The sequence below is a fragment of the Azohydromonas aeria genome, assembly GCF_009760915.1.
Lineage (GTDB): Bacteria > Pseudomonadota > Gammaproteobacteria > Burkholderiales > Burkholderiaceae_C > Azohydromonas > Azohydromonas aeria.
The window spans coordinates 1-24,368 of record NZ_VIDQ01000084.1; the positions used below are offsets into that span (position 1 = coordinate 1).

At 71.9% G+C, this 24,368-nt stretch carries 23 protein-coding genes; 10 read left to right on the forward strand and 13 right to left on the reverse strand.

The window, feature by feature from the left end; genetic code table 11:
* Together FJ694_RS30530 and FJ694_RS30535 are read left to right on the forward strand one after the other, a co-directional pair.
* The coding region (locus FJ694_RS30530) for a M20/M25/M40 family metallo-hydrolase (protein ID WP_157271309.1) at nt 1-476 on the forward strand (476 nt) is incomplete at its 5' end.
* 174 nt (nt 477-650) lie between these two features.
* Entirely contained in the window at nt 651-1,973 is a 1,323-nt protein-coding gene (locus FJ694_RS30535) for a hemolysin family protein (RefSeq protein WP_157271310.1), read from the forward strand.
* Nucleotides 1,974-1,994: 21 nt separating this feature from the next.
* Here the strand turns inward: FJ694_RS30535 and FJ694_RS30540 are convergent, their stop codons facing one another.
* Nucleotides 1,995-4,403 (reverse strand): putative bifunctional diguanylate cyclase/phosphodiesterase, encoded by a 2,409-nt coding sequence (locus FJ694_RS30540; RefSeq protein WP_157271311.1) that lies wholly within the window; start codon nt 4,401-4,403, stop codon nt 1,995-1,997.
* 186 nt (nt 4,404-4,589) lie between these two features.
* Nucleotides 4,590-5,537, reverse strand: a complete 948-nt coding sequence (locus FJ694_RS30545) for a DMT family transporter (RefSeq protein WP_157271312.1) — start codon at nt 5,535-5,537, stop codon at nt 4,590-4,592.
* A gap of 137 nt (nt 5,538-5,674) precedes the next feature.
* On the opposite strand from FJ694_RS30545, the gene FJ694_RS30550 reads away from it, so the two are divergent.
* Nucleotides 5,675-6,478, forward strand: a complete 804-nt coding sequence (locus FJ694_RS30550; protein WP_157271313.1) for an AraC family transcriptional regulator — start codon at nt 5,675-5,677, stop codon at nt 6,476-6,478.
* A gap of 9 nt (nt 6,479-6,487) precedes the next feature.
* On the opposite strand, the gene FJ694_RS30555 is transcribed toward FJ694_RS30550, so the two are convergent.
* The 5 genes from FJ694_RS30555 to gcl form a co-directional block, all read right to left on the reverse strand.
* Entirely contained in the window at nt 6,488-7,591 is a 1,104-nt protein-coding gene (locus FJ694_RS30555) for an SMP-30/gluconolactonase/LRE family protein (RefSeq protein ID WP_157271314.1), read from the reverse strand.
* 110 nt (nt 7,592-7,701) lie between these two features.
* On the reverse strand, nt 7,702-8,985 hold the full coding sequence (locus FJ694_RS30560; protein ID WP_232540301.1) for a glycerate kinase type-2 family protein: 1,284 nt from the start codon (nt 8,983-8,985) through the stop codon (nt 7,702-7,704).
* A 4-nt stretch (nt 8,986-8,989) separates the two neighbouring features.
* Nucleotides 8,990-9,895 (reverse strand): 2-hydroxy-3-oxopropionate reductase, encoded by a 906-nt coding sequence (gene glxR / locus FJ694_RS30565; protein WP_157271316.1) that lies wholly within the window; start codon nt 9,893-9,895, stop codon nt 8,990-8,992.
* Between the two features lie 275 nt (nt 9,896-10,170).
* The gene (gene hyi / locus FJ694_RS30570; RefSeq protein ID WP_157271317.1) at nt 10,171-10,950 is read right to left on the reverse strand and encodes a hydroxypyruvate isomerase; all 780 of its coding nucleotides are present in this window, start codon (nt 10,948-10,950) and stop codon (nt 10,171-10,173) included.
* 32 nt (nt 10,951-10,982) lie between these two features.
* The gene (gene gcl / locus FJ694_RS30575; RefSeq protein WP_157271318.1) at nt 10,983-12,779 is read right to left on the reverse strand and encodes a glyoxylate carboligase; all 1,797 of its coding nucleotides are present in this window, start codon (nt 12,777-12,779) and stop codon (nt 10,983-10,985) included.
* A 215-nt stretch (nt 12,780-12,994) separates the two neighbouring features.
* Here gcl and FJ694_RS30580 point away from each other — a divergent pair, with 215 nt between their 5' ends.
* Nucleotides 12,995-13,909 carry a LysR family transcriptional regulator gene (locus FJ694_RS30580; protein WP_157271319.1) on the forward strand — a complete coding sequence of 305 codons (915 nt, stop codon included), beginning with the start codon at nt 12,995-12,997 and terminating at the stop codon, nt 13,907-13,909.
* Nucleotides 13,910-13,913: 4 nt separating this feature from the next.
* Here the strand turns inward: FJ694_RS30580 and FJ694_RS30585 are convergent, their stop codons facing one another.
* Together FJ694_RS30585 and FJ694_RS30590 are read right to left on the reverse strand one after the other, a co-directional pair.
* Complete coding sequence (locus FJ694_RS30585) at nt 13,914-15,152, reverse strand: HD-GYP domain-containing protein (RefSeq protein ID WP_157271320.1); 1,239 nt, start codon at nt 15,150-15,152, stop codon at nt 13,914-13,916.
* Between the two features lie 184 nt (nt 15,153-15,336).
* On the reverse strand, nt 15,337-16,551 hold the full coding sequence (locus FJ694_RS30590) for an HD-GYP domain-containing protein (RefSeq protein ID WP_157271321.1): 1,215 nt from the start codon (nt 16,549-16,551) through the stop codon (nt 15,337-15,339).
* A gap of 398 nt (nt 16,552-16,949) precedes the next feature.
* Here FJ694_RS30590 and FJ694_RS30595 point away from each other — a divergent pair, with 398 nt between their 5' ends.
* Nucleotides 16,950-17,759 carry a PEP-CTERM sorting domain-containing protein gene (locus tag FJ694_RS30595; protein ID WP_157271322.1) on the forward strand — a complete coding sequence of 270 codons (810 nt, stop codon included), beginning with the start codon at nt 16,950-16,952 and terminating at the stop codon, nt 17,757-17,759.
* A 30-nt stretch (nt 17,760-17,789) separates the two neighbouring features.
* Here FJ694_RS30595 and FJ694_RS30600 read toward each other — a convergent pair whose 3' ends face one another.
* On the reverse strand, nt 17,790-17,936 hold the full coding sequence (locus tag FJ694_RS30600; RefSeq protein ID WP_157271323.1) for a hypothetical protein: 147 nt from the start codon (nt 17,934-17,936) through the stop codon (nt 17,790-17,792).
* A 243-nt stretch (nt 17,937-18,179) separates the two neighbouring features.
* On the opposite strand from FJ694_RS30600, the gene FJ694_RS30605 reads away from it, so the two are divergent.
* Nucleotides 18,180-19,877 carry a sensor histidine kinase gene (locus FJ694_RS30605; RefSeq protein ID WP_157271324.1) on the forward strand — a complete coding sequence of 566 codons (1,698 nt, stop codon included), beginning with the start codon at nt 18,180-18,182 and terminating at the stop codon, nt 19,875-19,877.
* A 41-nt stretch (nt 19,878-19,918) separates the two neighbouring features.
* On the opposite strand, the gene FJ694_RS30610 is transcribed toward FJ694_RS30605, so the two are convergent.
* Nucleotides 19,919-20,230 (reverse strand): hypothetical protein, encoded by a 312-nt coding sequence (locus tag FJ694_RS30610; protein ID WP_157271325.1) that lies wholly within the window; start codon nt 20,228-20,230, stop codon nt 19,919-19,921.
* Nucleotides 20,231-20,543: 313 nt separating this feature from the next.
* Between FJ694_RS30610 and FJ694_RS30615 the strand changes: the two genes are divergently transcribed.
* The 4 genes from FJ694_RS30615 to FJ694_RS30630 all read left to right on the forward strand — a co-directional run bounded on the left by FJ694_RS30615 (nt 20,544) and on the right by FJ694_RS30630 (nt 23,562).
* Nucleotides 20,544-21,710, forward strand: a complete 1,167-nt coding sequence (locus FJ694_RS30615) for a DSD1 family PLP-dependent enzyme (RefSeq protein ID WP_157271326.1) — start codon at nt 20,544-20,546, stop codon at nt 21,708-21,710.
* A 54-nt stretch (nt 21,711-21,764) separates the two neighbouring features.
* The gene (locus FJ694_RS30620) at nt 21,765-21,947 is read left to right on the forward strand and encodes a hypothetical protein (protein WP_157271327.1); all 183 of its coding nucleotides are present in this window, start codon (nt 21,765-21,767) and stop codon (nt 21,945-21,947) included.
* An 81-nt stretch (nt 21,948-22,028) separates the two neighbouring features.
* Nucleotides 22,029-22,454: a PACE efflux transporter gene (locus FJ694_RS30625; protein ID WP_157271333.1), complete on the forward strand. Its 426-nt coding sequence runs from the start codon at nt 22,029-22,031 to the stop codon at nt 22,452-22,454.
* 46 nt (nt 22,455-22,500) lie between these two features.
* Complete coding sequence (locus FJ694_RS30630; RefSeq protein ID WP_157271328.1) at nt 22,501-23,562, forward strand: AI-2E family transporter; 1,062 nt, start codon at nt 22,501-22,503, stop codon at nt 23,560-23,562.
* Between the two features lie 55 nt (nt 23,563-23,617).
* Here the strand turns inward: FJ694_RS30630 and FJ694_RS30635 are convergent, their stop codons facing one another.
* Together FJ694_RS30635 and FJ694_RS30640 are read right to left on the reverse strand one after the other, a co-directional pair.
* Entirely contained in the window at nt 23,618-23,848 is a 231-nt protein-coding gene (locus tag FJ694_RS30635; protein ID WP_157271329.1) for a hypothetical protein, read from the reverse strand.
* Nucleotides 23,849-23,972: 124 nt separating this feature from the next.
* Nucleotides 23,973-24,185 carry a hypothetical protein gene (locus FJ694_RS30640; protein WP_157271330.1) on the reverse strand — a complete coding sequence of 71 codons (213 nt, stop codon included), beginning with the start codon at nt 24,183-24,185 and terminating at the stop codon, nt 23,973-23,975.
* Nucleotides 24,186-24,368: the final 183 nt, after the last annotated feature.

The following is a 24,368-nucleotide window of genomic DNA, read 5'->3' on the forward strand; positions in this document are numbered from 1 at the left end:
CGTACCTCAACGTCGGGCGCATCGAGGGCGGCACCAACACCAACGTGGTGCCGGGCAAGGTGGTGCTCAAGCTGGATCGGCGCATGATCCCCGAGGAGGACCCGGTGGCGGTGGAGGCCGACATCCGCCGCGTCATCCAGGAAGCGGCGGTCGGTTGCGCCGGCATCGAGGTCGAGGTGCGCCGCATCCTGATGGCGCACAGCATGAAGCCGCTGCCAGGCAACGCGCCGCTGGTGCAGGCGCTGCAGCAGCACGGGCGCGAGGTGTTCGGCGAGGACATCCCCACCTCCGGCACCCCGCTCTACACCGACGTGCGGCTGTACTGCGAGCGCGGCATCCCGGCCGCGATCTACGGCGCCGGCCCGCGCACCGTGCTGGAGAGCCACGCCAAGCGCAATGACGAGCGCGTGGAGCTCGAAGACCTGCGCCGCGCCACGAAGGTGGTGGCGCGGGCGCTGCTGGACCTGTTGCGCTGATCGGGGACGGGGGCTGCGTCGGCTGGCGGCCGTCGGCCGGGCCGTGATCGCGCGGCCGACCCATGGTGAGGCCGGGGCTGGATCGGCAGGCGCGTCATCCACGCGGGGAACTCGCGGCCCGCCGCCTGCTCCCACCCCGTCTTCAACACATGGCGCCCGGCACGGGGCGCACTTATGGAAATCACGATACTCGTCGCCCTCATCGTCCTCAACGGGCTGTTCGCGATGTCCGAGATCGCGCTGGTGACGGCCCGCAAGGCCCGGCTGCAGAAGCTCATCGATGAAGGCGACCACGCCGCCGCCGCCGCGGTCAAGCTCGGCGAGGACCCGACGCGCTTCCTCTCCACCATCCAGATCGGCATCACCTCCATCGGCGTGCTCAACGGCATCGTGGGCGAGGCGGCGCTGGCGCAGCCGCTGGCCCAGTGGCTGTCCGGCCTGGGCGTGCCGCAGCCCTATGCCGGCTACGGCGCCACGGGCCTGGTGGTCGTTTTGATCACGTACTTCTCCATCGTCGTGGGCGAGCTGGTCCCGAAGCGCCTGGGCCAGTCGCACCCGGAGACGCTGGCGCGGCTGGTGGCGCGGCCCATCGACGCGCTGGCCGTCGCCACCAAGCCGTTCGTGAAGCTGCTGTCGGTCTCGACCCAGGCGCTGCTCAAGCTGCTGGGCGTCAAGGACGGCAACAACAACGCCGTCACCGAAGAGGAGATCCACGCCATGCTGGCCGAGGGCACGAGCGCGGGCGTGATCGAGCCGCAGGAACAGGCCATGGTGCGCAACCTGTTCCGCCTCGACGACCGCCAGATCGGCTCGCTGATGGTGCCGCGCGCCGACGTGGCCGTGCTCGACGTCAACGCCTCCTTCACGCAGCACCTGGCCGTCATCCAGGAGTCCGACCATGCGCGCTTTCCCGTCGTCGCCGGCGGGCTGGACAACCTGGTGGGCGTGATCAACGCGCGCCAGTGGCTGGCGCGCGCCGTGCAGGGCGACGCGCGCCACCTGGCCGAGCAGCCGCTGGAGCCGCCGCTGTACGTGCCGGAGACCGTCACCGGCATGGAGCTGCTCGACAACTTCCGGTCCTCGCAGGCGCAGATGGCCTTCGTCATCGACGAGTACGGCCAGCTGCAGGGCATCGTCACGCTGCAGGACCTGATCGAGGCCATCACCGGCGAGTTCCAGCCGCGCGATCCGCAGACCTCCTGGGCCGTGCAGCGCGCGGACGGCTCCTGGCTGCTCGACGGCCACATCCCCGTGCCGGAGCTCAAGGACCGGCTGGGGCTCGACGCGGTGCCCGAAGAGGCGCGCGGCCGCTACCACACCCTCAGCGGCATGATCATGCTCATGACCGGCCGGCTGCCCAGGCTGGGCGACACGGTGCAGTGGGACGGCTGGCGCTTCGAGATCGTGGACATGGACGGCCGCATCATCGACAAGATGCTTGCCAGCCGGCTGCCCGAGGCCGCGGCCGATGCGGCGCAGGCCGAGGCAGGCCGCTGAAGCCCGAGCCCGCTGCCAGGCCTACGCGGGCGCGGCGGCGATCCACGCCGCGCCGAAGCGCCGCTCGAACTCCGCCGCCGGCAGCGCCTTGCCGAACAGCCAGCCCTGGCCCAGCCGGCAGCCCTGCTCCCGCAGCGCGCCGCGCTGGACCTCGGTCTCGATGCCCTCGGCCACCACCTCCACGCCCAGGCTGCGGCCCAGGCCGAGGATGGCCTGCGTGATGCCGGCATCGGCCAGGCCGCCGTCGGCGCCGAACACGAAGCGCCGGTCGATCTTGATGCGGCTGATCGGGAAGTCCTTGAGGTGCGACAGCGACGAGTAGCCGGTGCCGAAGTCGTCGAGCACCAGCGCCACGCCCAGGGCGCGCAGCTCGCGCATGGTGCGCTGCGCCTGGGCCTGGTCGGCCAGCAGCGCGGTCTCGGTCAGCTCCAGCGCCAGCCCGGCGGCGTCCACGCCGTGCCGCTGCAGCGCCTGCTGCAGCTGCCCGGTGAAGCGCCGGTCGTGCAACTGCCGCGCCGACACGTTCACCGCCAGGAGCAGCCCGCCCGCACCGGCAGCCTGCCAGGCACCCAGCCGCGCGCAGGCCGTGTCGAGCACCCAGGCGCCCAGCGCATTGATGAGCCCGCACTGCTCGGCCACGGCCACCAGCTCGGCCGTGGACACCGGCGCGGCGCCGTCCTGCGGCAGGCGCAGCAGCGCCTCCGCGCCCAACACCCGGCCGTTGGCCAGGTCCACCACGGGCTGGTAGTGCAGCTCGAAGGCGCCGTCGCGCAAGCCCTGGCGCGCCAGCCGCTCCACCGCGGCGCGGCGCGCGGCCGCGGCGTCGAGCTCGGCGCCGAAGAAGTGGTGGCCCTGCTTGCCGGCGGACTTGGCCCGGTACATGGCCGCGTCGGCCTGGCGCAGCAGCGCGTCGGTGTCGGTGCCCTCGGGCTCGATCATGGCGATGCCCACGCTGGCGCCGACCTGTACCTGCCGCTCATCCAGCGCCACGGGCTCCGAGACCACCTGGATCACGCGCTCGGCCACGCGCTCGGCCTCGGCGGCATCGCCCACCGCTGCCAGCACGATGCAGAACTCGTCGCCGCCCAGCCGCGCCACCACGTCGCCGGCGCGCAGCGTGCCGGCCAGGCGCCGCGCCTGCTCGCGCAGCACCGTGTCGCCGGCGTGGTGCCCCTCCGCATCGTTGACGTGCTTGAAGTTGTCCAGGTCCACGAACAGCACGGCACCGCGCGCGCGCAGGCGCGCGCATCGCGACGCCGCCTCGGCCAGCTTCTGTTGCAGCATCAACCGGTTGGGCAGCCCGGTGAGCTGGTCCGTGAGCGCCATGTGGCGCAGCCGCAGCCGCTCGCTGCGCGACTGCTCGATGCGCGCCAGCAGCAGCCAGGCCAGCGCCGCCAGCAGCACGCTGCTGGCGGCACCGGCCGCGACGATGGAGTCCACCGTCCAGGGCGACGCGCCCTCTCCGGACAGGCCCCGCAGCGGCGTGAACTCCAGCGTCCAGGCATGTCCGGGCAGGTTCAGCACGCGCGTGAGCGGCTCCACGCCGGGCAGCAGGTTGGCCGGCTGCGCCCGGCCGTCGTCGTGCATCAGCGCCTCGGGGGTGGCCGTGCCGCCGTCGTACAGGCGCAGGCTCATGTCCTCGCGATGCCTGCCCATCACGCCCTGCAGCAGGTCGTTGACGCGAAACGGGCTGTTGACCCAGCCCAGCAGCGCGGCGCGGCGCGCCTCGACCGTGCGCAGTTCGCGCACGTGCCGGCGATAGACCGGCACGTAGATCAGGAAGCCGCTCACGGGCGACTGCTGCGCCTCGCTGGCGAGCTTCAGCTTGCCGGTGAGGGCGGCCGTGCCGCTGTCGCGCGCGCGCTCCATGGCCGCGCGGCGCACCGGCTCGGACAGCATGTCGAAGCCGTGGGCGCGCCGGTTGCGCTCGTTGTCGGGTTCCAGAAAGGTCACCGGGCCGTAGCCGGGCCGCCCTCCCGTGGGCCGCACCGCGAAGTCGGACAGGCCTTGCGCGCGCTGGCCACGCTCGAAATCGCCGAGTTCGGCTGCAGGGACGTAGCGGGCCCAGCCCACGCCCTGGAAACCCGGGAAATTGCGCTGCAGGTCGAGGTGATCCACGTAGTCGCGCCACTGGGCGCGCGTCACGCCGCCGCTGGCCGCCACCAGGCCGGCGCCGCCGCGCAGCACCTGCTCGTGCGCCGCCAGCCGCGCCTGCATGGCCGCCGAGATGCGGTCCACCCGGAACTCGAAGCGCGCCTGCTGGCGCTGCGTCTCGTCGAGCCGGGCTTCGCGCCACAGTCCCGCCGTCACCACCAGGCCGCCGAGCAGCACGAGGCCGGCCACTGCCGCGCGCCGCCAATGGCCCGGCGACGCAGGCCGCTGCGCGCCCATGGCGAATTCCGTACCGATGCCGGCCCCTGCTGTGCTCATGCCCCTCGCTGCCGCTTCTTGTTGGCTGTCCCGGGCGCTCGGCACCGGATCGTTCCTGTTGGAAGTCGAGCATGGCCCAGCCCTTGGGCCGATTGGTGACGGCAACGTGAACAAGGCGGCACGGGCTGCGCACAACGGCACGCCTGCGCCCGCACAGCCCCGGCCCGGGCGCCGCCGCGCCGGATTTCAGCGCCTGAACAGCCGCCGTGGCGCCCAGGCCGCCAGCGCTTGCGCCACCCACGCATGCCCACTGACCAGCACGATGCCCGCCAATGCCAGGACCGCCCCCTGCACGAAGCCCGGCTCCAGCGGCTCCCCCAGCAGCGCCACGCCCAGCGCCACGCCCAGCAGCGGCGTGAGGAAGGAGAACACCCCCAGGCGCGACGCGAGGTAGCGGCGCAGCAGCCAGAACCACGCCAGGTAACTGGCGAAGGACACCACCACCGCCTGGAACAGCAGGTTCACCCCCAGCGCCGGCGTGGGCGTGAAGCCGGTCTGTCCGGAGGCGAATGCCGCCCCCAGCGCCAGCACGCAGCCGCCCAGCAGCTGCCACAGCAGCGTCTCGCCGGCCGGTGCCGAGGCCAGGCGCGAGCAGCGCACCGCCACCGTGGTCGCACCCCAGGCCGCGCCGCCCAGCAGCCCCAGCGCGTCGCCCAGCAGCGCGTTGCCGCCCACGCTCGCGGCCGGGCGGCCGTGGCCCAGGAAGGCCCAGGCGATGCCGCCGAAGGCCAGCGCGATGCCCGCCCACTGCAGCGGCCGCAGCCGCTCCGCGGGCAGCCGCCAGTGCAGCCCCAGCGCCGCGAAGATCGGCGCGGTGTAGAGGAACACAACCATGTGCGAGGCGCTGGTGTGGCGCAGGCCCTCGCCCACCACCACGAACTCCAGCCCGAACAGCAGCCCCACCAGCGCGCCCGCGCGCCAGGCGCCGCCGCGCCAGTGCAGCCGCTCGCCGCGCCAGGCCATGAGCAGCGCCAGCAGCAGCGCCGACGCGCCCGAGCGCAGGCCCACCTGCAGCAGCGGCGGCATGTCCGGTGCGCCCAGCTTCACGGCGATCTGCTGCATGGCCCAGACCGTGCACAGCAGCACCATCACGGCGGTGGCGCGGGCGTCGAGGGGCTGGCGGTGGGCGGACATGCAACTTCGCTTTCTGCCGGCACTGCACGGCGGTGGAGCGGCGCATTGTCCGGTGTCGCTTTTGGCGGGAATTGCGCGTATCGGACAATCCATGCCGGGCATCCGACAGCCCCGCACTCGCCCGACCGCCACCCGCCATGCCTGCCCGCCCGATGCACCTGCGCGTGCCGCCGTTCGAGGACGCGTTGCCGGCGCCGATCTGGTTCCGCGCCGACGAGCTGCCCGCCGACACGGCCTACCCGCGCCACCGCCATGCCTGGGGCGAGTTCGTCTATGCCTATAGCGGCGTGATGGAGCTGCTGCTCGACGACCGCCACCTCATGGCGCCGCCGCAGTGCGGCGTGTGGCTGCCGCCGCAGGTCGAGCACGTGGGGCTGAACCGGCACGCGGCCAACCACTGCTCTCTTTACGTGTCCGCGCCGCTGTGCGCGGCGCTGCCGCCGCAGGCCTGCGCGCTGACCATCGGCCCGCTGGCGCGCGCCCCGCTCGACCACCTGCGCGCGCAGGCCGGCGCGGCGGCGCCCAGGGCGGCGCCTTCGCCGGCCGACGCGCGGCTGCTGCAGGTGCTGGTGGACCAGCTGGCGCTGGCGCCGCGCGCCCACAGCTTCCTGCCGGGCTCCGGCGACGCGCTGCTGGCGCCGCTGCTGGCTGCGCTGGAGGCGAACCCGGGCGATGCGCGCTCGCTGGCCGAGCTGGCGCGCGACTTCCACACCACCGAGCGCACGCTGCTGCGCCGCTGCCGTCGCGAGCTGGGCATGTCCTTCGGCGAGTGGCGCCAGCGCCTGCGCGTGGTCAAGGCGCTGCCGCGGCTTCAGGCCGGGCACAAGGTGGAGGCCGTGGCGCTGGAGCTGGGCTATGCCGGCGCCTCGGCCTTCATCACCATGTTCAAGCGCCTCATGGGCACGACGCCGGACGGGTTCCGGCGCGGCGGCAGGGGATGAACCGGGGCGTCAGACCGCCCCGTGCGCCTCCACGTACAGCGCGTACACCGAGTGGCTCGACGTCATGTAGAGCCGGTTGCCCTTGGGGCCGCCGAAGCACAGGTTGGCACAGCGCTCGGGCAGCCGGATGAACGCCAGCGGCTTGCCCTGCGGGCTGAACACCATCACGCCGTCGAGGTCCTCGGAGCGGCCCCGGAGCGGATACACCTTGCGCCCGTTCATCTCCACCGGCTCGCTGGCCAGCGCGCCGTTGCTGCCCCAACCGCACCAGAGGTTGCCGTCGCGGTCCACCCGGAAGCCGTCGAGCGCGCCCTGGTCGGCGGCGTCGATGAGCTTGGTCTTGTTGGACAGGCTCACGCCGTCGGCGCCCACGTCGAAGCTCCAGATGCTGCGGTTAGGCGTGCCCTTCCACTCCACCACGTAGAGCTTCTTCTCGTCGGGCGAGAAGGCCAGGCCATTGGGATTCACCAGATCGGTGACGACGGCCGCGATCCTGCCGTCCGGCGCGATGCGGTACACGTTGGTCGTGGCCTGCTCGGGCTTGGCCCTGGACCCTTCCCACTCCCCGTTGATGCCGAACAGCGGGTCGGTGAACCAGACGCTGTCGTCGCTCCTGACGACGACGTCGTTGGGCGCGTTCAGGCGCTTGCCCTCGAAGCTGTCGGCCAGCACGGTGATCTTGCCGTCCTTCTCCGTGCGCGTGACGCGGCGCGTCACCGAGTGCTCGCAGGTCACGAGCCGGCCCTGGCGGTCGCGCGCGTTGCCGTTGGCGTAGTTGGCATTGGCGCGGAAGACGGTGGTGGCGCCCGTCCTCTCGTCGAACTTCATGATCCGGTTGTTCGGGATGTCGCTGAACAGCAGGTAGCCGCCTTCCGGGAAGTACGCCGGGCCCTCGGCCCAGCGGAAGCCGGTGGTGACCTGCTCGACGGTGGAACTGTAGATGCGGTACTTGGTGAAGCTCGGGTCCAGGATCTGCAGCGCCGGGTCCGGGTAGCGCTGGTTAGGCGTGAACGGAAAGGCCTGCGCCATCGCGCCGCCGCCCGCCGCGGCCAGGCCGCCGGCGGCGAGGGTCTTGAGCAGATGGCGGCGGCGCGCCACGAACTTGTCTTGCATGGAGGTCTCCGGGCTTGTTGTCTTCGGCAACGTTCGGCAACGAAAAGGCGCCGGCCCTCGCTGGGCCGGCGCCTGTCAGGATAACGTGCCGGAAACCGGTTTCGGCCGTCTCAGAGCACCAGCAGCGCCCGGAAGTCGTTGACGTTGGTGAAGGTCGGCCCCGGGCTGACCAGGTCGCCCAGCGCCGCGAAGAAGCCGTAGGCGTCGTTGCGGTCCAGGAAGTCGGCCGCCTTCAGTCCCAGCGCCGCGGCGCGCCGGAGCGTGTCGGGCGTGACGATGGCGCCGGCGTTGTCCTCCATGCCATCGATGCCGTCGGTGTCCGCGGCCAGCACCCACACGCCGCGCTCGGCCTGCAGCGCAAGGGCACAGCCGAGCAGGAACTCGGTCGCGCGGCCGCCGCGGCCGCCCTTGTGCTTCACGGTCACGGTGGTTTCGCCGCCGGAGAGGATCACGCAGGGCCGCGTGAAAGGCTCGCCGTGGCGCGCCACGGCGCGCGCCAGTGCCGCGTGCACCTTGCCGACCTCGCGGCTCTCGCCCTCGATCTCGTCGGACAGGATGCGCGCCGCCACGCCCTGCGAGCGGGAGCGCTGCGCCGCGGCTTCCAGGCTCTGGCGCGGCGTGGCGATCAGCCGCAGCGCATGGCCTCCGAAGCAGGCGTCGCCCGGCGCCGGCGTTTCATACGCGCCGCTCTCCAGCCCGGCGCGCGCCGCGGGCGGCACCTCGATGCCGTAGCGCTCCAGGATCGCCAGCGCGTCGGCGCAGGTGCTGGTGTCGGGGACGGTCGGGCCGCTGGCGATGACGGCCGGGTCGTCGCCGGGCACGTCGGAGATGGCCAGCGTCACCACGCGCGCCGGCGCGCACAGCGCGGCCAGGCGACCGCCCTTCACGGCCGACAAGTGCTTGCGGACGCAATTCATCTCGTCGATGGCCGCGCCGCTGCGCAGCAGCGCCTGGTTCACGGCCTGCTTGTCCTGCAGCGTCAGCCCCTCGGCCGGCAGGCTCAGCAGCGCGGAGCCGCCGCCGGACACCAGGAACAGCACCAGGTCGTCGGCGGTGAGGCCGCGCGTGAGCTCGACGATGCGCTTCGTTGCCGCCAGACCGGCCGCATCGGGCACCGGGTGCGCGGCCTCCACCACCTCGATGCGCCCGGGCCGCGCCGCATAGGCGGGCGGCACGTGGCCGTAGCGGGTGACGACGAGGCCCGTGAGCGGCGCGTCGGCGGGCCAGATCGCGTCCACCGCCGCGGCCATGGCGCCGCCGGCCTTGCCCGCGCCCAGCACCAGCGTGCGCCCGCGCGGCGGCGCGGGCAGGTGCGCCGCGATGTTCTCCGCCGGCAGCGCGCGGGCCACGGCGGCGTCGAAAAGGGAGCGCAGGAAGGCGCGGGGGTCGTGCATGGCTTCAGCCCTCGGCCTTCGCCACCTCATGCCCCGCCAGCAGCTCCAGTGCGCGCACCAGCGCCGAGTGGTCCAGGTTGCCCATGCCGTTGGCGGCGCAGGCCTGCATCAGCTGCGCGGTGCCGGCGGTGTTGGGCAGCGACACGCCCAGCGTGCGCGCGCCCTGCAGCGCCAGGTTCAGGTCCTTCTGGTGCAGCCCGATGCGGAAGCCCGGCTCGAAGGTGCGCTTGATCATGCGCTCGCCGTGCACCTCCAGGATGCGGCTGCTGGCGAAGCCGCCCATGAGCGCCTGGCGCACCCGCGCCGGGTCGGCGCCGGCCTTGCTGGCGAACACCAGCGCCTCGCCCACGGCGGCGATGTTGAGCGCCACGATGATCTGGTTCGCAACCTTCGTGGTCTGCCCATCGCCGTTGCCCCCCACGAGCGTGACGTTCTTGCCCATCAGCGAAAAGAGAGGCTTGACGCGCTCGAACGCCGCTTCCGGCCCGCCGACCATGATCGTCAGCGACGCCGCCTTGGCGCCGACCTCGCCGCCGGAGACCGGCGCGTCGAGGTAGTCCACGCCGATGGCGTTGATGCGCCTGGCGAAATCCTTGGTGCGGATGGGGCAGATGCTGCTCATGTCCACCACCACCTTGCCGGCGGTCAGGCCCGAGGCCACGCCGCGCTCGTCGAACAGCACGGCTTCCACGTCGGGCGTGTCGGGCACCATGATGAAGACGATGTCGGCGCGCTCGGCCACGCCGCGCGCGCTAGTGCACACGGTGGCCGAGGTCTCGGCAATCGCGTCGGGCACCTTGCCCACGGTGTGCACGAACAGCTGATGGCCGGCATTGATGAGGTGGCCGCACATCGGCGCGCCCATGATGCCCAGGCCGATGAAGCCGAGTTTCAGGGGGGAAGAGGTCACGTGGTTCTCCAACGTTGTGGTTGTGGACGCAAAGGCGATTGCGGTCTTGTTTCAATGGGCATGTCCTGATGAAACGACCCGTTCGCCCTGAGGTATCGAAGGGTGAAGCCGTGAGGCTGGCATGCAGGCCAGGAACTGCCGCCTTCATGCACCGTTCGGACTGAGGTATCGAAGGCCGAATCCGACAGGCTCGGATGGCGGCTTCGCAGCGGGGGCCGTTCATCCTTCGATACCTCGGGACGAACGGAATACAGACGCAGCTGTTGCGAGTGGGCTCAGCGCGCGAAGCGCTGTATCCACCCCAGCCCCGCCTCGGTCGTGGTCAGCGGCTTGTACTCGCAGCCGATGTGGCCGGCATAGCCCAGGCGGTCGATGTGCTGGAACAGGAAGGCCCAGTTCAGCTCGCCGGTGCCGGGCTCGTTGCGGCCGGGGTTGTCGGCCAGCTGCAGGTGGCCGATGCGCGGCATCAGCTGCTGCAGCGTGGCCGCGATCTCGCCTTCCGCGCGCTGCGCGTGGTAGATGTCGTACTGCACGAAGGCGTTGGGCGCGCCCACCTCGTCCAGGACCGACACCGCCTGCGCGCTGGTGTTGAGGTAGAAGCCGGGAATGTCGAAGGGGTTGATCGGCTCGATCAGCAGGTTGAGGTCGGCCCGCTCCAGTTCCTTCGCCGCGAAGCGCAGGTTGTCCACGAAGGTGCGGCGCAGCGTGGCGGCGTCCGTGCCCGCGGGCGCCTTGCCGGCCAGGCAGTTCAGGCGCGGCACGTTCAGCAGCTGCGCGTAGCGGATGGCGCGCGCCACGCCCTCGCGGAACTCGGCCTCGCGGCCGGGAATGCAGGCGATGCCGCGCTCGCCGCCGGCCCAGTCGCCGGCGGGCAGGTTGTGCAGCACCAGCTGCAAGCCGTTGGCGTCGAGCCGGGCGCGGATCTCGGCGGCCTCGAAGTCATAGGGAAAGAGGAACTCCACGGCCTTGAAACCGGCGCGCGCGGCGCGCTCGAAGCGGTCCAGGAACGGGACCTCGGTGAAGAGCATCGTGAGGTTGGCGGCGAATTGGGGCATGTCGGTTCTCCGTTGCGTCGTCAATCAGGTGCTCAGTCCAGCAGCCCCGCCAGCTCCAGCCCCTTCGTGCCTTCCGGATGGCGGCAGTCGATGGACTCGAACTCGTTGACGGCGTCGATCTCGGTGCCCATGGCGATGTTGGTGACGCGCTCCAAGATGCACTCCACCACCACCGGCACGCGGTGCTCGCGCGCCATGGCGTGCGCCTGCTTCAGCGTCTCGCCGATCTTCTCGGGGTCGGTCACGCGCAGCGCCTTGCAGCCCAGCCCTTCCACCACCGCGACGTGGTCCACGCCGTAGCCGCGCAGCTCGCCCGCGTCCTCGGGCATGTTCTGGTTCTCGAACGAGAGCTGCACGCAGAAGTCCATGTCGAAGCCGCGCTGCGACTGCCGGATCAGGCCCAGGTACGAGTTGTTGACCAGCACCTGCACGTAGGGCAGCCGGAACTGCGCGCCCACGGCCAGCTCCTCGATCAGGAACTGGAAGTCGTAGTCGCCCGACAGGCCCACGACGGTGCGCGTCGGGTCCGACGCCACCACGCCCAGCGCGGCAGGGATGGTCCAGCCCAGCGGGCCGGCCTGGCCGCAGTTGATCCATTGGCGCGGCCCGTACACGTGCAGGAACTGCGCGCCGGCGATCTGCGACAGGCCGATGGTCGAGACGTACACCGTGTCGCGCGGGAAGGCGGCGTTCATCTCCTCGTACACGCGCATCGGCTTGATCGGCGTCTGCTCGTAGTGGCTCTTGCGGTGCATCAGGCGCTTGCGCTCGGCGCAGCGGAAGGCCCAGTCGCCGTAGCTCTTGAGCGTGCCGGCGGCCCGGCGCTCCTTCGCGGCTTCAACGAACAACTCCAGCGCGGCCTTGGCGTCGGAGACGATGCCGTAGTCGGGCATGAACACGCGCCCGATCTGCGTGGGCTCGATGTCCACGTGCACGAAGGTGCGGCCCCTGGTGTAGACCTCCACCGAGCCGGTGTGCCGGTTCGCCCAGCGGTTGCCGATGCCCAGCACGAAGTCGCTGGCCAGCATGGTGGCGTTGCCGTAGCGGTGGCTGGTCTGCAGCCCGACCATGCCGGCCATGAGCGGGTGGTCGTCGGGGATCGAGCCCCAGCCCATGAGCGTCGGGATCACGGGCACGCCCAGCGTCTCGGCCAGCTCGACCAGCAGCTCGCTGGCGTCGGCGTTGATGATGCCGCCGCCGGCCACGATCAGCGGCTTCTCGCTGGCCAGCAGCATGTCCAGCGCCTTGTCGATCTGCCGGCGCGTGGCGGCGGGCTTGTAGACGGGCAGCGGCTCGTAGGTGTCGATGTCGAACTCGATCTCGGCCATCTGCACGTCGAACGGGAGATCGATGAGGACAGGCCCCGGCCGGCCCGAGCGCATCAGGTGAAAGGCCTGCTGGAACGCGCGCGGCACCTGCGCCGGCTCGCGCACGGTCACGGCCCACTTCGTCACGGGCTTGGCGATGGACTCGATGTCCACGGCCTGGAAGTCCTCCTTGTAGAGCCGGGCGCGCGGCGCCTGGCCGGTGATGCACAGGATCGGGATGGAATCGGCGCCGGCCGAGTACAGGCCGGTGATCATGTCGGTGCCGGCCGGGCCGGAGGTGCCGATGCAAACGCCGATGTTGCCGGCGCGGGCCCGGGTGTAGCCCTCGGCCATGTGCGAGGCCGCCTCCACGTGGCGCGCCAGCACGTGGCTGATCGAGCCGCGCGCCCGCAGTGCCGCGTACAGCGGGTTGATGGCCGCGCCCGGAACGCCGAAGGCCTGGCTCACGCCCTCCTTCTCCATCACCAGCACCGCCGCCATGGCTGCCTTCATCTTGGCCATCTCGCACTCCTCAGTTGTCAGGGTTCAGGAAAACCGTTGACGAGATGGTCGGCGCGGCGCCGCTTGCGCGGAATCCAAGCGCGCGGATATGACTCATTCCGCGCAGGCATGGCCGGCGCCGCGAATGGCCGGTCGTCCTGTCCGTGAACAGGCAGTCAGGACAGTCGTGCATTCCAGGCAGGAATGAACCGTGCGCGACGCACTAGAGTGAAGGCATGGACCGCGTGCAAGGCCTTCAACTCTTCATCCGCGTCGTGGAGACCGGCAGCTTCAGCCGCGCCAGCGCCGACATGGGGCTGACGCAGCCCACGGCCACCAAGCACGTCGCGGCGCTGGAGGCGCGGCTGGGCGCGCGGCTGCTGCACCGCAGCACGCGCGGCGTCACGCCCACGGAGGTGGGCGCGCTCTACTACGACAAGTGCAAGCGCATCGCGCGCGAGCTGGAGGAGGCGGACAACCTGGCACTGCTGCTGCAGAGCCGCATCGGCGGCACGCTGCGCATCAGCACCTCGGTGGCCTTCGGGCGCCGCGTGGTCACGCCGCTGGTGCTGCGCTTCATGCGCGAGCACCCGGACATGTGCGTGGACCTGAGCTTCGACGACCGCTACGTCAACCTGGTCGAGCAGGGCGTGGACGTGGCGCTGCGCATGGGCCGCCTTGCCGATTCCTCGCTGGGCGCGCGTTTCCTGGGCATGAACCCGTGGGTGCTGGCGGCCGCGCCGCAGTACCTGGCGGCGCACGGCGCGCCTGAGGACGCCGATGCCGTCGGCGCGCACCCGTGCCTGGTGTACAGCAGCGTGCAGGGCGACGAGCGCTGGAGTTTCACGCTGCCCGACGGGCAGGTGCGCACGGTGCCGGTGAAGGGGCCGCTGCGCTCCAACAACCTCTCGGCCGTGCTGGCCGCGTGCCGCGCCGGCATGGGGCTGGCGCTGCTGCCGCACTACGTGGCGCGCGTGTCACTGGCCGAAGGGGCGCTGGTACCGGTGCTGCCGCAACTGGCGCTGCCGAGCCAGGAGCTGCACGCGGTCTACCCGTCGCCGAAGCTGCTGCCGGGCAAGGTGCAGGTGTTCGTGAACTGGTTGCAACAGCAACTCGGCGAGCGCTGGTGGGAGCGCGAGCCGGGGGATTGAGGCGTCACGCCGCCGACGCCAGCCGCACCCGCTCGTCGTTGGCCACGCGCAGCGCCAGCAGCTTGGCCATCGGCGGGTCCACGGGCATCTGCTCAGGGCGCAGCGCGGCGCGCACGGCGTACCCGGGCTCGGCCGTGTCGCGCAGCCGCGGCTCCTGCAGCGCGTGGCCCTGCGCGTCGCTCAGCGCCACGGCCAGCGGCTGGTTGGCGCGGTCGCCGCGCGTGAGCACGATGGCGCTCTCGTCGCTGGCGAGCTTGACGAAGGTGCCCGGCGGGTACAGGCCCACGGCCTTGAGCAGCGCCGCGCCGATGGCGTCGGGCTGGCCGTCGGCGCCCAGGCAGACGTGGCTGGCGGCCTGCAGCGCCGAGAGCGCGCCGCGCCCGGCACGCCGGCTCAGCCGCGCGCAGTAGATGTCCACGCGGCGCAGCAGCACGGCCAGGCGCTCGCCGGTCGAAAGCTCGCCGTCGGGGCGCCCGGCCAGCGAGGCGTCGTGGTGCAGCCGCACCGCGTCCAGGCAGTCGGGCTCGCTCACGCCGCTGCGTTCGAGCAGCTGTGCGCCCGCGTCGGGGTGGCGCTGCAGCTCGGCGCGCATCTCCGGGTCGAGCCGGCCGTGGTGCCGGGCGAGCTGGTTCTGCAGCCGCCACGAGGCCACGTTCATCAGCAGCGCGGCCCGGTCCAGCAGCTCGATGCGCTCGGGTTCCCAGGCCAGGCGGCGCGCGGTCTCGCTGGCGATGAGCATGCAGCGCAGCGCCTGGTGGCTGCTGTAGAGGTAGGTGTTGCAGGCGCCGTGGTGGATGTAGTGGAACAGCGCCTCGTCGTAGCGCTGCGCAGGCAGCGCGCGCAGCCGCGCATGCACCTCCTGCACCCGCTCGATCCAGCCGGGCCCGTTGCCGGGCTCCTGCAGCGCGGCGTTGAGCCGCCAGGCCAGGTCGCTCCACTCCTCGCCGGGCGCGACCACGCCCTGCTCCCCGTACAGCAGCTCGGGCCGGGCACGGGCCAGGTGCAGCAGCGGCGCGTTGCGCCGCACCACCTTGTGCACGGCATGCGCCAGCCCGCGGCGCCAGGCCTCGACGTCGCGCGCCGGGCCGTACACCTGGCCGTGGCCGCGCAGCCGCGTCAGCGCGCTGGGGCTTTCCAGGCGCCGGTTTGCCGGCAGCAGCAGCAGCCCGTTGGCGGTGAGGAGGTCGAAAGGCAGGGCATCCTGCAGCTGGACCTGGTCCAGGGAGATGGGAAGCAGTTTCACGGCTACTACTACACGCCGGGCGATTGACACGGGCACAGGCAAACTGCCCGCGGGAAGGGTTGCCCGCAGTGTCGGCGACGATCGCGCCGCGCTTGAGCCGTCAAAGCGGCACGAACGTGAAAACTTGCGCCGCCCGGCACTTTGCTTGCGCCGACGCCCGCAGGGGGCCGCCGCGCCGGCGGACTCAGGAGCGCAGCGCCATGCGCAGCTGGCGCAGCGCCGGCATCGACGGCTGCACCGGCACCTGGTCCGGGCGCAGCGCCGCGCGCACGGTCAGGCCGGGCTGCGCCGAGTCGCGCAGCAGCGGGCTCATCAGCGCCTGGCCGCGGGCGTTGACCAGCGCCGCCACCAGCGGGTGGTTGGCGCGCGCGCCGCGCGCCAGCACGATGCCGGTCTCGCCGCTGGCGAGCTGTACGAAGCAGCCCGGCGGGTACAGCCCCAGCGCCTTGAGCAGCGCCGCGCCGATGCGGTCGGGCCGCCCGTCGGGCCCCAGGCATGACTGGCCGGCGGCCTGCATCGCCGTCAGCGGCGCGCGCCCGGCGCGGCGGCTGATCTTGGCGCAGTAGATGTCCACGCGGCGCAGCAGCAGCGCCAGGCGCTGCCCGGTGCTGAGTCGCTCGTAGGGCAGCGACTCCAGCGCGGCGTCGTGGTGGTGGCGCACCGCCTCGATCCAGTCGGGCTCGGCCACGCCGCTGTTGAGCAGCTGCTGTGCACCGTCCTCCGAGTGGCGCGCGATGAGCTTGCGCACGTTGTCGTCGAGCTTCGGGGCCACCATCAGCGCCAGCCGGTCCTGCAGGCGGCGCATGCCCACGTTCATGGTCAGCGCCGCGCGTTCCAGCACCACGATGTCGGCGGCGTCCCAGCCAAGCTCGCGCGCCACCTCGCCGGCGATGAGCATGCAGCGCAGCGCCTGGTGGCTGCTGTAGTGCTCGGCATGGCGCGCGCCGTTGTAGACGTAGTGGAACAGCGCCTCGTCCATGCGCTGCGCGGTCAGCGCGCGCACCCGGGCCTGCACCTCCAGCACGCGCTCCACCCAGGGCTGCTCCGGCTCGGACTGGCGCAGCGCCGCGTCGAGCAGGTGCACCAGCGCTTCCCATTCCTCGCCGGGCCGCGAGGACTCCTCGGCCTGCCGCCGGGGCTCGGCACGCGCCTTGGCGATGACGGCCAGCGTCTCGTTGCCGCGCACCAGCGCGTCCACCCGCGCCGTCAGCCGGCGCCGCCAGTCCGCGACGGAGCGCGAGTCGGCATAGATCCCCCGCGTGCGCAGCGTGGTGCGCGTCGTGCGGTCCTGCAGTGACTGGCGCGCGTGCAGCAGCAGGTTGCCCTCGGCATCGAAGACGTCGAAGGGCAGAACCTCCTCGGACTCGAGGTACTCGGGGGACAGGGAAATCAGGCGCATGGGAACGGCTCGACTACGTTGCCCCGAAGGGTACGGAGCCCGGGCCCCCAAAGGATGGCGCGAGTGTTACGGCTGCTTTCATCTGGTCGGCGATTTGCCAGCGATTTCCCGGCATTTCCGCGACACCGCGCCCTGCCGCCCGACGGGATTGCGCAATATTCAACGGCTTTATTTCACGGGCCGGGCCTCGATTCAAGGCGGCACACGATTCACGTCAATCAGCATCCCCGGGAGATTTTTAAAATGGGCCAGCCGGCGCATGAATCCAACTGTTCAGGGCGTCTTGTGAGAAAGGGCCGTGACATATTCCCGTCACGCGACACGCCGGCACCCACTTCAAATCCATGGCCGTGAAGGATCGGTACGTCCAGGCCTTTCGAAACACGGCGGAGTCCACCATGTCCAGCAGCACAAATCTTCACCGGGCCGCGCTGGCCCTCGGCCTGGCCCTGGGCTCGGCGGCCACGCTGGCGGCGACCGTGCACCAGGATTTCACCGCGCCGGGCAGCAGCTACGCGCTGCGTGACGCTGCCGAGGTCATTCGCGACGCCTCGGGCGACTACCTGCGCCTGGCCCGGGCCGGCGCCAGTGCCGACCAGGGCACCATCGCCTTCGACAAGGTGGCTGCCGGCAGCTTCAACCGCGTGGTGGCGGATTTCGATTTCCGCCTCTTCGGCGGCACCCGCGCCGACGGCCTGGGATTTGCGCTGCTCAATACCTGGGTGTACGGCGATTCCGGTGCCGTGGCGCCTTATTCGGTGGCCGAGGAGCCCGGCTTTTTTTCCTCGCTGGGCATCGGCTATGACATCTGGGACAACGGCGAGATCAATGACAACCACCTGTCGGTGCATTTCAACGGCGCGGTGGTGAAAACCGTCGATCTGTATGCCCAGGGCATCGACCTGTGGAGCGCAGACGACGAGGGTTTCGCCAATTCGCGCATCGTGGTGGATTTCACGCGGCATTCGGTGAGTGTCAGCCTGGCCGGGCTGGACGTGCTCAGCAACTTCGTGATCCCCGGGCTCGATGCCTACGACAGCCGGGTCTGGTTCGGCGGGCGCAGCGGCGGGCAGAGCGCCAACCACGACCTCGACAACATCCGCATCACCTACGAATCCACCGCCGTGCCCGAGCCCGGCACGCTGGCGCTGGCCTGTGCCGCGCTGCTGGGGCTGGGCGCGGTGCGGCGCCGGCAGCGGCGGATCTGAGGGCCCGGCGGACGCCGGCCGCTGAAACCTTCAGACGCGGCCCCAGGCCCGGGCGGCCTGCAGGCGCTTCTGCACGTCGGCCGGCTGGCTCTCCAGCCAGCGGCGGAATTCGCGGCGCGCCCGGATGTTCACGTCCACGATGCCGACGAACAGGGTCAGGAGAAGAAAACTCGTCATGGCGGCTCCCTGGCAATGGCAGTGCAAAGGCATGATTAAGTACAAACCCTTATAACTGCACCGCCTGAACGAAGGCTGACCGCTGGGGCCGCACCGTGTAACGGCCGGGCGCGGCAGTCTGCACGGCGGCCCCGGGAGTTGTCCCGGGGCTGTTTCCTCCTGATACCGGACTGCCTCGCGATTCGTGAAGTCGTGCCGGCTGGCGGCCTCAAATGCTTGCTGGCGAACGCCGACACTCAGGGGGTGTACTCCCATTTCCAGGCCCTCATCAACGCACTGCCCGGGCGGCTGCTGGTGCTCGCCCCCGACGCGCCGCGCTTCACGGTGCTGGGCGCGTCGCCCGCGTTCCTGGAGGCCACGCGGGCCACGGCCGGCGACATCGAGGGCCGCGGCCTGTTCGAGCTGTTGGCCGAGGCCGCGCAGGACGGCGCGGCCGGCGAGGTCGAGGCCGGCGAGCTGTGTGCCTCGCTGGAGCGGGCGCTGTCGCACCGCGGAACCGACACGCTGGAGCTGCCGCGCTACCTGCTTGGGCCGCTGCCGCTGCGCGGCCTGGCGCCGATGGCGCAGCGCTGGCGCATGCGCAACACGCCGGTGCTCGACGGCGGCGGCGCGGTGCGCTGGCTGATCCACGACATCGAGGACGCGCCGCCCGCGCCGCCCCCCGCGTCCGCACCGCCGGCGCCGCGCCGCGAGGGCGACGCGCTGCACTTCGGCGCGCTGTTCGACCCGCTCGACGACCCGGCGCTGCACCAGGAGGTCTGCGCCGCGGCCTTCACCAACAACCCCGCCGCGATCGCGCTGACGCGCCTGGACGACGGCACCGTGCTCGATGTCAACGACACCTGGCTGGCGATGACGGGCACGAGCCGCGCCGCCATGGTCGGGCGCTCGGTGCGCGAGCTCTGGTCCAGCGACCGCGACGCGCGCCGCTTCCTGGGCGAGCTGCTGCGCCAGGGCACGGTGCGCGGCTGGGAGCAGGCCTTCCGGCGCAGCAACGGCGACGACTTCGTGGTGCAGATCTCGGCGCAGGTGCTGACCGTGCGCGGCGAGCGCACGGTGCTGTCCACGCTGGTGGACGTGACCGCGCGCAAGCAGGCGCAGGCCGAGCTGCAGGCGCTCAACGCCACGCTGGAGCGGCGCGTGGCCGAGCGCACCGCCGAGCTGGCCGCGGCGCGCGACGCCGCCGAGGCCGCCAACCGGGCCAAGAGCACCTTCCTGGCGCACATGAGCCACGAGATCCGCACCCCGCTCAACGCCGTGATCGGGCTGAGCCAGCTGATGTCGCGCATGGCGCTGCCCGAGCGCGCCTTGGTCTATGCCGGGCACGTCAGCCAGGCCGGCGAGCAGCTGCTGGCGCTGACCAACGACGTGCTCGACCTCTCCCGCATCGAAGCCGGCGAGGTGCACCTGGAGCGCGTGCCGCTGGCGCCGCATGCGCTGCTGCAGGCGGTGTGCGCCATGGTGCAGCCGCAGGCCGACGCCAAGGGCCTGGCGCTGCGGCTGGAGGCGAGCGACGACCTGCCGCCGCAGCTGCTGGGCGATCCGCTGCGCCTGAAGCAGGTGCTGCTCAACCTGCTGGGCAACGCGGTGAAGTTCACCGAGCAGGGCAGCGTGACGCTGCGGGTGCGCGAGCTCGCGCGCGTGGCGGGCTGCTGCAAGCTGCGGCTGGACGTGATCGACACGGGCATCGGCATCGCGGCCGAGGCGCAGCAACGGGTGTTCGACCCGTTCATCCAGGCCGACAGCTCCACCACGCGGCGCTTCGGCGGCACGGGACTGGGGCTGTCGATCGTGCAGCGGCTGGTGGACATGATGGGCGGCCAGCTCGCGCTGGACAGCGCCCCGGGGCGGGGCAGCACCTTCAGCGTGGTGCTGATCCTGGACCGGCCGGAAGGCGCGGCGGCCGCGCCTGCGGCCAGCGCGGCGGACGCGGCGCCCTGAGCTTCACGCGCCGGCCGCGGTCGGCGCGCGGGCGCGCGGTGTCAGGCGTGTCCGGGCGCGTAGCTGAAGCCGCCGCCGCGCTCCATCTCCAGCCGGGCTTCCTCCATGAAGTCTTCCTGCACCGGGTCGGGCTCGCCGCCGCGCTGCAGGTGCACCTCGTACCAGGCGGCGATCAGCAGGCAGACGGTGGGCTCCGGGCCGTCCACGACGTCGTCGATGTCCAGGCCGCTGGCTTCGCAGATGGCCTCGATGGGCTCCATGGCGAAGATGACGGCGCCGTCCTCGGCGTCGCGCGACAGCTGCAGGTCGGCGAAGTGGACGCCCTCGGGAATGGTGGCTTGCAGTTCGATCACGTGTGCTCCCCTCTGTCCTGAACGCCGCGCAAGGCGGCTGCGTGTCGAGGAGGTCCGCCGCGACGAGGGCCGATTCCGGGCGCCGAGGTGCCCGGCACAGGCCCCCCTTGGGACAAGGCCTCGGCTCCAAGCTAGCACGTTGCGGGCCCGCACGCGCCTCCCGTGGCCCGGGCCCGTCCCGGATGTTGGGCCGATGTCACGCCCGGCCCGCCCGTGGCGCCGTCCCGTGTCCGTGCCGCGGCACCAGGACGGGGCATGCGGCCGGGACCATCGGTGACACTGCGGGCCGATGAACCACGCCGCACCCCCCGCCATGGAGCCCGTCTTCGACCCCTTCCCGCCCGCCGCCGTGCCGGGCTCGCCGCTGGCCGGGGTGGACACGCCCGCGCTGCTGCTGGACCTCGACGCCTTCGAGCGCAACCTCGACCGCATGCAGGCCGCGGCCGACGCCGCCGGCGTGGCGCTGCGCCCGCACGCCAAGGCGCACAAGTGCCCGGCGGTGGCGCTGGCGCAGCTGGCGCGCGGGGCCGTGGGCGTGTGCTGCCAGAAGGCCAGCGAGGCGCTGCCCTTCCTGCGCGCCGGCGTGCGCGACGTGCACGTGAGCAACGAGCTGGCCACGCCGGACAAGGCCCGTGCGCTGGCGCGCTGGGCGCGCCATGCGCGGCTGAGCGTGTGCGTGGACGACGCGCTGCAGGTGCAGGCGCTGGCCGAGGCCACGCGCGAGGCCGGCACGGCGCTGGGCGTGCTGGTGGAGATCGACATCGGCCAGGGCCGCTGCGGCGTGGCCGGCGCCGCGGGCGTGCTGCGCCTGCTGGAGCAGCTGGCGCCGCATGCCCAGCTCGAATTCCGCGGCCTGCAGGCATATCAGGGCGGGCTGCAGCACCTGCGTGGCCGGGCCGAGCGCCGCGAGCAGGCGCTGCGCGCCGCAGCCCGCGCCGCGGACGTGGTGGCGGCGCTGCAGGCGCGGGGCCTGCGCTGCGCCACCGTCACCGGCGGGGGCACCGGCAGCGTGGAGTTCGACCTGGAAAGCGGCGTCTACACCGAGCTGCAGCCCGGCTCCTACGCCTTCATGGACCGCGACTACGCCGACAACGAGCCCGGCACGCGGCTGCGCTTCGAGCACGCCCTGTTCGTGGCCACGCGCGTGATGAGCACGGCGGCCGGCACGCACGCGGTGGTGGACGCCGGCCTGAAGTCGATGTCGCTGGAGTCCGGCCTGCCGCGCGCCTGGCCGCCGGGCGCGCCCTGGCACTACACCCAGGCCAACGACGAGCACGGCCTGCTGACGGCCGCGGCCCGGGACGCCGCAGGGGCCGGGGTCGCAGCGGCGCCGCCGCCGCCGCCGGCACTGGGCAGCCTGCTGCGGCTGGTGCCGGGACACTGCGATCCCACCTTCAACCTGCACGACGAGGTCGTGGCCTTCCGTGGCGACCGCGTCGAGGCCGTCTGGCCCGTCACCGCGCGCGGCTACAGCCGCTGAGCCCCGGCGGCCGGCGCCCTGAGACCTGGGACAATCCGGGGTCAAGGAGACGTGATGAGAACGCTGGGATTCGTGCTGCTGTTCGTGCTGTGGGTCGTGCTGGTGTACGCCGGCTACGTGCTGTTCGGCTGGTGGATGGTGGCCTTCGCCACGCTGGGCGTGCTCTACCAGGTGTTCCGGTACAAGGCCGCGCGCGAGGCGGCGCGCCGTGACAAAACGCCGCCCGGCGGCGGCTGACCCGGGTCGTGAAGCGGTCGCCAGGGAACTTGCGCAGCGCCGGGCATGTCCGCCCGGGCGGTGTCCAACGGAGCTTCGTCGATGCAGGGTGTCTGGAGGCGGGTGGTGTACGTGGGCCTGTACGAGGCGATCGCCATCGTGCTGGCCGGCGCGGGCTTCATGCTGATGTCCGACGCGGGCGCCTTGCACGCCGGCGGCCTGTCGGCGCTGTGCTCGGCCGTGGCCGTGGCGTGGAACGTGGTGTTCAACCACGCCTTCGAGCGCTGGGAGTCGCGCCAGGCGGTGCGCGGGCGCAGCGTGCGCCGGCGCGTGGCGCACGCCATCGGCTTCGAGGGCGGCCTGGCCGCCATCCTGGTGCCCGTGATCGCCTGGTGGCTGGACGTGAGCCTGTGGCAGTCGCTGGCGATGGACTTGAGCCTGCTGCTGTTCTTCCTGGTCTATACCTTCGTATTCAACTGGGCTTTCGACCGCGTGTTCGGGCTGCCGCGCTCGGCGCAGCCGGCCTGAGCCCCGTACCGCGCCGGCCCGTCGTGCGCCGGCCGGCCCCTGCTGCATGAAACCGGAAATCCCTCCCCTTCCCGATCCCCAGGCCCGCACCCGGCAGCTGGTCCAGGTGGCCAGCTACGTGCTGGTGGCCGGGCTGTGCCTGCTGTCGGTGCTGGCAGGGCTGCTGCCCGGACTGCTGGCGGTGTGCATCAGCTTCCTGGTGACGCGCGCCATGACGCGCATCCCGCTGGGCCGGCCGGGCCGGCTGGGCCCGCCGCGCGCCGGGCCGTACTACCTGCCGCCGTGGGTGGCGGCCACCGTCGTCATCACCGCGCCGCTGGTGGGCCTGCTGCTGCTGATGCTCAACGCCAAGGGCTACTCGCTGCTGGCCGTGCAGCAGTACCAGGCGCTGCTACACCACCTGGCCAACACCGTGCTGGAGATGCGCGAGAAGCTGCCGCCGGAGATCGTGCGCCACCTGCCCGAAGGCGTGGCCGGCATGCAGGCGCTGCTGGCCGACCAGCTGCGCAACCAGGCCAGCCTGCTGGCCTCGGTCGGGCGCAGCTGGCTGCACGGCGTGTTGCTGGCCTACGTCGGGCTGATCGTCGGCGCGCTGCTCGGTTCGCGCCGCCCGCCCACGACACGCCGGCCGCTGGCCGAGGCCATCGCGCGGCGCGCGGTGCACTTCATCGACGCCTTCCGCCAGATCGTGGCGGCACAGTTCTGGATCGCCACCTTCAACGCCACGCTCACGGCCGGCTTCCTGCTCGGCGTGCTGCCGCTGTTCAACATCCACATGCCCTACGACTACGCGCTGGTGGGCATGACCTTCACGTTCGGGCTGGTGCCCATCGTGGGCAACCTGGTGGTCAACGTCGTGATGACGCTGGTGGGCGTGTCGGTGTCGCCCCTGGTCGGCGCGGCCTGCCTGGCCTTCCTGATCGCCATCCACAAGGCCGAGTACTTCATCAACGCCCGCGTCGTGGGCTCGCGCACCAGCACCGGCGTGTGGGAGCTGCTGGCGGTGATGTTCGCCGCGGAAACGCTTTTCGGCGTCACCGGGCTGGTGGCGGCGCCGCTGTTCTACGCCTACGTCAAGAAGGAACTGGCGGCGGCCGGCCTGGTGTGAGGCCGGCGGCTCGGCCCTGTCCCAATCCGGGACACTCCTGGGACAGCGCCCGCCTTCAGTTCGCGTGCGGCGCCGAGCCCTCGGCGCGCCGCTGCACCACCGGGCGCCCGAACTCGCCGCCGATGAGCGCACGGGCGTACAGGTAGCGGTGCAGCGCCTGCTCGCCCAGGCGGTCCAGGTCCACCTGCCCGCGGGCGTCACAGGGAAAGGCGCAAGCGCGGCGCGGGTCGATCAGTGACTCGAAGCGCAACTCGTAGCCCGGCTGTTCCACGTCCAGGGTGTTCATGCAACAGGTCTCCTTTCGCATGTCGACCCGCCTGCAGGCTTCGTGCCAGGCCCGCGGCCGCGCCGCGTAACCGGATGCCAGGTCCCGGCAAGACCTTGCGGGCAGCCGCCTGCGGCCACTGGCTTCAGCACGCCGCCTTACGCCGCACCGAGGGGAAGCGGTAAATGCCGCCGATCACCGCGCGGGCATACAAATACAGCCTCAACGCCGACTCGTTGAGCCGGTCCATATCCACCTGGCCGCGCGCATCGCAGGGAAAGTCGCAGGCGCTGCAGGAATCGCGCAGGGATTCGAAGTGCAGCTCGTAGGCCGGGGACTCCAGTTCCGTGCGGTTCATTTCATTCTCTCCTTCATGCCGCCGGGAATCTCCCGGGGCATGTCAGTTTCGAGTTCGTACGAACCTGGTCAGGCAGCCATCGTGCCCATGGGCACCCGGGAAAGGCCCCAGAAACGCGCGGATGGGCGCGGACGAAAAAGGGCCCCGCCGACGCGGGGCCCTGCAGCGTTTTCCAGCGCGCTT

Coding starts and splice junctions, on each gene's coding strand:
- FJ694_RS30535 (WP_157271310.1), top strand. CDS start 651: ATGGAAATCACGATACTCGTCGCCCTCATCGTCCTCAACGGGCTGTTC.
- FJ694_RS30540 (WP_157271311.1), bottom strand. CDS start 4,403: ATGAGCACAGCAGGGGCCGGCATCGGTACGGAATTCGCCATGGGCGCG.
- FJ694_RS30545 (WP_157271312.1), bottom strand. CDS start 5,537: ATGTCCGCCCACCGCCAGCCCCTCGACGCCCGCGCCACCGCCGTGATG.
- FJ694_RS30550 (WP_157271313.1), top strand. CDS start 5,675: ATGCCTGCCCGCCCGATGCACCTGCGCGTGCCGCCGTTCGAGGACGCG.
- FJ694_RS30555 (WP_157271314.1), bottom strand. CDS start 7,591: ATGCAAGACAAGTTCGTGGCGCGCCGCCGCCATCTGCTCAAGACCCTC.
- FJ694_RS30560 (WP_232540301.1), bottom strand. CDS start 8,985: ATGCACGACCCCCGCGCCTTCCTGCGCTCCCTTTTCGACGCCGCCGTG.
- hyi (WP_157271317.1), bottom strand. CDS start 10,950: ATGCCCCAATTCGCCGCCAACCTCACGATGCTCTTCACCGAGGTCCCG.
- gcl (WP_157271318.1), bottom strand. CDS start 12,779: ATGGCCAAGATGAAGGCAGCCATGGCGGCGGTGCTGGTGATGGAGAAG.
- FJ694_RS30580 (WP_157271319.1), top strand. CDS start 12,995: ATGGACCGCGTGCAAGGCCTTCAACTCTTCATCCGCGTCGTGGAGACC.
- FJ694_RS30590 (WP_157271321.1), bottom strand. CDS start 16,551: ATGCGCCTGATTTCCCTGTCCCCCGAGTACCTCGAGTCCGAGGAGGTT.
- FJ694_RS30595 (WP_157271322.1), top strand. CDS start 16,950: ATGTCCAGCAGCACAAATCTTCACCGGGCCGCGCTGGCCCTCGGCCTG.
- FJ694_RS30600 (WP_157271323.1), bottom strand. CDS start 17,936: ATGACGAGTTTTCTTCTCCTGACCCTGTTCGTCGGCATCGTGGACGTG.
- FJ694_RS30615 (WP_157271326.1), top strand. CDS start 20,544: ATGGAGCCCGTCTTCGACCCCTTCCCGCCCGCCGCCGTGCCGGGCTCG.
- FJ694_RS30620 (WP_157271327.1), top strand. CDS start 21,765: ATGAGAACGCTGGGATTCGTGCTGCTGTTCGTGCTGTGGGTCGTGCTG.
- FJ694_RS30625 (WP_157271333.1), top strand. CDS start 22,029: ATGCAGGGTGTCTGGAGGCGGGTGGTGTACGTGGGCCTGTACGAGGCG.
- FJ694_RS30630 (WP_157271328.1), top strand. CDS start 22,501: ATGAAACCGGAAATCCCTCCCCTTCCCGATCCCCAGGCCCGCACCCGG.
- FJ694_RS30635 (WP_157271329.1), bottom strand. CDS start 23,848: ATGAACACCCTGGACGTGGAACAGCCGGGCTACGAGTTGCGCTTCGAG.
- FJ694_RS30640 (WP_157271330.1), bottom strand. CDS start 24,185: ATGAACCGCACGGAACTGGAGTCCCCGGCCTACGAGCTGCACTTCGAA.